This is a genomic window from Streptomyces sp. x-19, from assembly GCF_046549115.1.
Classification (GTDB): domain Bacteria; phylum Actinomycetota; class Actinomycetes; order Streptomycetales; family Streptomycetaceae; genus Streptomyces; species Streptomyces albulus_C.
On the sequence record NZ_JAJPWK010000001.1, the window covers coordinates 939,676 to 946,744 of the forward strand.

The following is a 7,069-nucleotide window of genomic DNA, read 5'->3' on the forward strand; positions in this document are numbered from 1 at the left end:
GACGGTCCACCCCGTAATTAGGTGACCCTAAGTGATGGAGGCCACCGGTCCGCCATTCGGTACAGGCTTGAATCGCTTTGACGAATTACGCAACAATGGCGTTGTGAAAAACGCGAGCGAGGATCGGAAGAGGCCCGCGGCCCGGCAGACCGCCGGTCCGGGTTCCGTCGCGCCGGCGCACGACGACCAGCCCGGTACCCGCAACCGCGTCGCCCGCTCCATCCTCGACCACGGTCCGTCCACCGCGGCCGAGCTCGCCCTCCGCCTGGAGCTGACCCAGGCCGCCGTCCGCCGTCACCTGGACGCGCTGGCGGCCGAGGGCGTCGTGGAGCCCCGCGAGAAGCGGGTCTACGGTGCCCGCGGCCGCGGCCGCCCGGCCAAGGCGTTCGCCCTCACCGAGTGCGGCCGGGACGCCTTCGACCAGGCGTACGACGACCTCGCCGCCGATGCGCTGCGCTGGATCGCGCAGAGTGCGGGCGGCGGAGTCAAGGGTGAAGCGGCGGTCGCCGCGTTCGCCCGGGCCCGGTTGGCCGCGCAGGCCGAGGGGTACCGCGAGGCGGTCGAGGCGGCCGAGCCGGAGGCCCGCACCCAGGCCCTGGCGAGGGCGTTGACCACGGACGGGTACGCTGCTACGGCGCGCAGTGCGCCCAATCCCCAGCTCGGTGAACAGCTCTGCCAGCACCACTGCCCGGTCGTCCACGTCGCCGAGCAGTACCCGCAGCTGTGCGAGGCGGAGACCGAGGTCTTCTCCCGATTGCTCGGGACCCACGTACAGCGCCTTGCCACCATCGCCCACGGCGACGGGGTGTGCACGACCTTCGTCCCGAAGGCCGGCGCAGGCAAGGCAGCTCACCGCACCGGTGAGCGCCCCACAAAGACCACCACAGCTTCTGCTAGCACCACGGCCGGGAGGAACCCCGCATGACGCTCCCCACGGAGACTGCTCACCCTGAGCTTGAGGGACTGGGCAACTACGAATACGGCTGGGCCGACTCCGACGCCGCCGGCGCCGCTGCCAAGCGCGGCCTGTCCGAGGCTGTCGTCCGCGACATCTCGGGGAAGAAGAGCGAGCCGGAGTGGATGCTCAAGCTCCGCCTCAAGGGGCTGAAGCTGTTCGACAAGAAGCCCATGCCGACCTGGGGCTCCGACCTGTCGGGCATCGACTTCGACAACATCAAGTACTTCGTCCGCTCCACCGAGCAGCAGGCGGCCTCCTGGGAGGACCTGCCCGAGGACATCAAGAACACCTACGACAAGCTCGGCATCCCCGAGGCGGAGAAGCAGCGCCTGGTCGCCGGTGTCGCCGCGCAGTACGAGTCCGAGGTCGTGTACCACCAGATCCGCGAGGACCTGGAGAAGCAGGGCGTCATCTTCCTGGACACCGACACCGCGCTGAAGGAGCACCCGGAGCTCTTCCAGGAGTACTTCGGCACGGTCATCCCGGTCGGCGACAACAAGTTCGCGTCGCTGAACACCGCGGTGTGGTCCGGCGGCTCGTTCATCTACGTGCCCAAGGGCGTCCACGTGGACATCCCGCTGCAGGCCTACTTCCGGATCAACACCGAGAACATGGGCCAGTTCGAGCGGACGCTGATCATCGTCGACGAGGACGCCTACGTCCACTACGTCGAGGGCTGCACCGCGCCGATCTACAAGTCCGACTCGCTGCACTCCGCGGTCGTCGAGATCATCGTCAAGAAGGGCGGCCGCTGCCGCTACACGACGATCCAGAACTGGTCGAACAACGTCTACAACCTGGTCACCAAGCGGGCCGTGGCCTACGAGGGCGCGACCATGGAGTGGGTCGACGGCAACCTCGGCTCCAAGGTGACGATGAAGTACCCGGCGGTCTACCTGATGGGCGAGCACGCCAAGGGCGAGACCCTCTCCATCGCCTTCGCGGGCGAGGGCCAGCACCAGGACGCCGGTTCCAAGATGGTCCACATGGCGCCGAACACCTCCTCCAACATCGTCTCCAAGTCGGTGGCGCGGGGCGGCGGCCGGACCTCCTACCGCGGTCTGGTCGAGATCGGCGAGGGCGCCGCGGGCTCCAAGTCCAACGTGCTGTGCGACGCGCTGCTGGTCGACACCATCTCCCGGTCGGACACCTACCCCTACGTGGACGTCCGCGAGGACGACGTCTCCATGGGCCACGAGGCGACCGTCTCCAAGGTCAGCGAGGACCAGCTCTTCTACCTGATGAGCCGCGGCCTGAGCGAGCAGGAGGCCATGGCGATGATCGTCCGCGGCTTCGTCGAGCCGATCGCCCGTGAGCTGCCGATGGAGTACGCGCTGGAGCTCAACCGGCTGATCGAGCTGCAGATGGAAGGCGCGGTCGGCTGACCCCGGCCCCACGCAGCGACTGACTCCCGACAGAACGCAGAAAGCGAGCTAGACGACAGCCATGGCTGAGGCTCAGACGACTATCCCGGCGGGTTCCACCACCACCGGTTCCATCGCGGTGGCTGCCGAGTCCACCGTCGCCACCCGGATGAGCGCCCCGCCGTCCTACGACGTGGCGGACTTCCCGGTGCCGCACGGCCGCGAGGAGGAGTGGCGCTTCACGCCGCTCGCGCGGCTTCGCGGTCTGCACGACGGCAGCGCCACGGCCGGCGGCCCCGACCTGAAGGTCGACATCACCGCGCCCGAGGGCGTCACCCACGAACTCGTCGACCGTGCCGACCCGCGGGTCGGCAAGGCCGGCAAGCCGGTGGACCGTGTCGCCGCGCAGGCGTACAGCGTGTTCGAGAAGGCGTCGGTGGTCACCGTCCCCAAGGACACCGTCCTCACTGAGCCGGTGCGGATCCGGGTGCACGGCGACGGCGGCACCGCCTTCGGCCACCAGGTCATCGAGTTGGGCGCGTTCGCCGAGGCCGTCGTGGTCATCGACCACACCGGTGACGGCGTGCTCGCCGCCAACGTCGACTACCTGCTCGGCGACGGCGCCAAGCTGACCGTGGTCTCCGTGCAGGACTGGGACGACACCGCCGTGCACTGCGGCCAGCACAACGCCCTGATCGGCCGGGACGCAAGCTTCAAGTCCGTGGTCGTCACCTTCGGCGGCGACCTGGTCCGCCTCCACCCGCGGATCGACTACCAGGGCCCCGGCGGCGAGGCCGAGCTCTACGGCCTGTACTTCACCGAGCGGGGCCAGCACCAGGAGCACCGCCTCTTCGTCGACCACGACACCCCGAACTGCCGCTCGCACGTGACCTACAAGGGCGCGCTGCAGGGGCAGGACGCGCACGCGGTCTGGATCGGCGACGTGCTGATCCAGGCGGCTGCCACCGGCACCGACACCTACGAGCTCAACCGCAACCTCGTCCTGACCGACGGCGCGCGGGTCGACTCGGTGCCCAACCTGGAGATCGAGACCGGCGAGATCGTCGGCGCCGGCCACGCTTCGGCGACCGGCCGGTTCGACGACGAGCAGCTCTTCTACCTGAGGGCCCGCGGCATCCCCGCCGACGAGGCGCGTCGGCTGGTCGTCCGCGGATTCTTCGCCGAGCTGGTCCAGCAGATCGGCGTCCCGGACGTCGAGGAGCGGCTGATGAGCAAGATCGAAGCCGAGCTGGAAGCGTCGGCGGCATGACCTACGTACGCGCCGCCGCGTTGAGCGAGCTGGAGGAGGACACCCCCAAGAGGGTGGAGATCGACGGCACGCCGATTTCGCTGGTGCGCACCGAGGGCGAGGTGTTCGCGATCAACGACATCTGCTCGCACGCGAACGTCTCCCTCTCGGAGGGCGAGGTCGAGGACTGCTCGATCGAGTGCTGGCTGCACGGTTCGAGCTTCGACCTGCGCACCGGCAAGCCGTCCGGCCTTCCCGCGACGCGCCCCGTCCCCGTTTACCCCGTAAAGATCGAAGGGGACGACGTGCTCGTCTCCGTCACCCAGGAGTCCTGAGTCACCCATGGCAACGCTTGAGATCCACGACCTGCACGTCTCCGTCGAGGCCGAGAACGGCCAGCGCGAGATCCTGAAGGGCGTCGACCTGACTGTGAAGCAGGGCGAGACGCACGCCATCATGGGCCCCAACGGCTCCGGCAAGTCGACCCTCGCCTACTCCCTCGCGGGTCACCCCAAGTACACGATCACCGGCGGCACCGTCACCCTCGACGGCGAGGACGTCCTGGAGATGTCCGTCGACGAGCGCGCCCGCGCCGGCGTCTTCCTCGCCATGCAGTACCCGGTCGAGGTCCCCGGTGTCTCGGTCTCCAACTTCCTGCGCACCTCCGCCACCGCCATCCGCGGTGAGGCCCCCAAGCTCCGCACGTGGGTCAAGGAGGTCAAGGAGGCCATGGAGCGTCTCCAGATGGACCCGGCGTTCGCCGAGCGCAACGTCAACGAGGGCTTCTCCGGCGGTGAGAAGAAGCGCCACGAGATCCTCCAGCTGGAGCTGCTCAAGCCGAAGATCGCGATCCTCGACGAGACCGACTCCGGCCTCGACGTCGACGCGCTGCGGGTCGTCTCCGAGGGCGTCAACCGCGTCCGCGAGTCCGGTGAGGTGGGCACTCTGCTGATCACCCACTACACCCGGATCCTCCGTTACATCAAGCCCGACCACGTCCACGTCTTCGCCAACGGCCGGATCGCCGAGTCCGGCGGCCCTGAGCTGGCGGACAAGCTGGAGGCCGAGGGCTACGAGGCGTACGTGAAGGGTGGTACCACCGCGTGACACAGCTGCCGGGCCTCCTCGACACAGAGGCGATCCGTAAGGACTTCCCCCTCCTGGACCGTCAGGTCCACGACGGGAAGAAGATCGTGTACCTGGACAACGCGGCGACGTCGCAGAAGCCGCGCCAGGTCCTCGACGCCCTGAGTGCCTACTACGAACGTCACAACGCCAACGTCCACCGCGGCGTGCACGTGCTCGCCGAGGAGGCCACGGCGCTGTACGAAGGTGCCCGCGACAAGGTCGCCACCTTCATCAACGCGCCGAGCCGCAACGAGGTGATCTTCACCAAGAACGCCTCGGAGTCGCTCAACCTCGTGGCGAACATGCTCGGTTGGGCCGACGAGCCCTACCGCGTGGACCACGAGACCGAGATCGTCATCACGGAGATGGAGCACCACTCCAACATCGTTCCGTGGCAGCTGCTCTCGCAGCGCACCGGCGCGAAGCTGAAGTGGTTCGGCCTGACCGACGACGGCCGGCTGGACCTCTCCACCATCGACGAGGTCATCACCGACCGGACCAAGGTGGTCTCCTTCACCCTGGTGTCCAACCTTCTGGGCACGGTCAACCCGGTCGAGACGATCATCCGCCGCGCCCAGGAAGTCGGCGCGCTGGTCTGCATAGACGCTTCGCAGGCCGCGCCGCACATGGTCCTGGACGTCCAGGCGCTGCAGGCCGACTTCGTGGCCTTCACCGGCCACAAGATGTGCGGCCCGACCGGCATCGGCGTCCTGTGGGGCCGCCAGGAGCTGCTGGAGGACCTCCCGCCGTTCCTCGGCGGTGGCGAGATGATCGAAACCGTCTCGATGCACTCCTCCACGTACGCCCCGGCGCCGCACAAGTTCGAGGCCGGTACGCCCCCGATCGCCCAGGCCGTCGGCCTCGGCGCGGCGGTGGACTACCTCAGCGCCATCGGCATGGACAAGATCGCCGCGCACGAGCACGCGATCACCGAGTACGCCGTCAAGCGGCTGCTGGAGGTCCCCGACCTCAAGATCATCGGCCCGAGCACGGCCGAGGACCGCGGGGCGACGATCTCCTTCACGCTCGGCGACATCCACCCGCACGACGTGGGTCAGGTTCTGGACGAGCAGGGCATCGCGGTCCGGGTGGGGCACCACTGCGCGCGCCCGGTCTGCCTGCGCTACGGAATTCCTGCGACCACGCGGGCGTCGTTCTATCTGTACTCCACCCCGGGTGAGGTCGATGCCTTGGTCGAGGGCCTGGAGCACGTCCGCAACTTCTTCGGTTAATGATCACCGCGGTTAACGAGCACGGCGGATGAGGACGAGGACTGACTGAGTCGTGAAGCTGGATTCCATGTACCAGGACGTCATCCTGGACCACTACAAGCACCCCCACGGGCGCGGTCTTCGGGACGGCGACGCCGAGGTGCACCACGTCAACCCCACGTGCGGCGACGAGATCACGCTCCGCGTGCGGCTCGACGGCACGACCATCGAGGACGTGTCGTACGAGGGGCAGGGCTGCTCCATCAGCCAGGCCAGTGCGTCGGTGCTCAACGACCTCCTGGTCGGCAAGGAGCTCGGTGAGGCGCAGCGGATCCAGGAGACGTTCCTGGAGCTGATGCAGTCCAAGGGCCAGGTGGAGCCGGACGACGCCATGGAGGAGGTGCTGGAGGACGCGGTCGCGTTCGCCGGCGTCTCGAAGTACCCGGCGCGCGTGAAGTGCGCCCTGCTCAGCTGGATGGCCTGGAAGGACGCCACGGCCAAGGCCCTTTCCCAGGAGGCGAAGACCGCATGACCGACACCCCGACCACCACCAAGCCGGCCTCGGAGGAAGAGGTCCGCGAGGCGCTGTACGACGTCGTCGACCCCGAGCTGGGCATCGACGTCGTCAACCTCGGGCTGATCTACGGCATCCACATCGACGACGCCAACATCGCCACCATCGACATGACGCTGACCTCGGCGGCCTGCCCGTTGACCGACGTCATCGAGGACCAGGCGCGGTCCGCGACGGACGGCATCGTCAACGAGCTGAAGATCAACTGGGTCTGGATGCCGCCGTGGGGCCCGGACAAGATCACCGACGACGGCCGCGAGCAGCTGCGCGCGCTGGGCTTCAACGTCTGAGCGGCCCTCCTGCGGCACCCCGCACGGTCACCACGGCCGTGGCGCCCGGGGGGGCGGGGGGGGCGGGCGGGGGGGGGGGGGGGGGGGCGGGGCCGGCCGGGGGGGGGGGGCCGGGGGGGGGGGGGGGGGCGGGGCCCCCCCCCCCCCCCCCAGGGGGGGGGGGGGGGGGGGGGGGGGGGGGGGGGGCCGCCCCGGGGGGGGGGGGGGGGCCGGCGGGGGGGGGGGGGGGGGGGGGGGGGGGGGGGGGGGGGGGGGGGGGGGGGGGGGGGGGTGGCGCCGGGCCGGAGGGGGGGGG

At 69.3% G+C, this 7,069-nt stretch carries 8 protein-coding genes; all 8 read left to right on the forward strand.

The window, feature by feature from the left end; translation table 11 throughout:
* Positions 1 to 103 precede the first annotated feature (103 nt).
* Entirely contained in the window at positions 104 to 925 is an 822-nt protein-coding gene (locus ACLJT4_RS04305; RefSeq protein ID WP_411121040.1) for a helix-turn-helix transcriptional regulator, read from the forward strand.
* Positions 922 to 2,343 (forward strand): Fe-S cluster assembly protein SufB, encoded by a 1,422-nt coding sequence (sufB, locus tag ACLJT4_RS04310; protein ID WP_411121041.1) that lies wholly within the window; start codon positions 922 to 924, stop codon positions 2,341 to 2,343. Before ACLJT4_RS04305 ends, sufB begins: the two co-directional genes overlap by 4 nt.
* Before the next feature lie 61 nt (positions 2,344 to 2,404).
* On the forward strand, positions 2,405 to 3,592 hold the full coding sequence (sufD, locus tag ACLJT4_RS04315; RefSeq protein WP_411121042.1) for a Fe-S cluster assembly protein SufD: 1,188 nt from the start codon (positions 2,405 to 2,407) through the stop codon (positions 3,590 to 3,592).
* Complete coding sequence (locus tag ACLJT4_RS04320) at positions 3,589 to 3,906, forward strand: non-heme iron oxygenase ferredoxin subunit (protein WP_016578643.1); 318 nt, start codon at positions 3,589 to 3,591, stop codon at positions 3,904 to 3,906. The genes sufD and ACLJT4_RS04320 overlap by 4 nt, the downstream gene beginning before the upstream one ends.
* 7 nt (positions 3,907 to 3,913) lie before the next feature.
* Positions 3,914 to 4,678, forward strand: a complete 765-nt coding sequence (gene sufC, locus ACLJT4_RS04325) for a Fe-S cluster assembly ATPase SufC (protein WP_411121043.1) — start codon at positions 3,914 to 3,916, stop codon at positions 4,676 to 4,678.
* Complete coding sequence (locus tag ACLJT4_RS04330; RefSeq protein ID WP_411121044.1) at positions 4,675 to 5,931, forward strand: cysteine desulfurase; 1,257 nt, start codon at positions 4,675 to 4,677, stop codon at positions 5,929 to 5,931. The genes sufC and ACLJT4_RS04330 overlap by 4 nt, the downstream gene beginning before the upstream one ends.
* Positions 5,932 to 5,983: 52 nt before the next feature.
* On the forward strand, positions 5,984 to 6,442 hold the full coding sequence (gene sufU / locus ACLJT4_RS04335) for a Fe-S cluster assembly sulfur transfer protein SufU (RefSeq protein ID WP_016578640.1): 459 nt from the start codon (positions 5,984 to 5,986) through the stop codon (positions 6,440 to 6,442).
* On the forward strand, positions 6,439 to 6,774 hold the full coding sequence (locus ACLJT4_RS04340; RefSeq protein WP_016578639.1) for a metal-sulfur cluster assembly factor: 336 nt from the start codon (positions 6,439 to 6,441) through the stop codon (positions 6,772 to 6,774). Before sufU ends, ACLJT4_RS04340 begins: the two co-directional genes overlap by 4 nt.
* Positions 6,775 to 7,069: the final 295 nt, after the last annotated feature.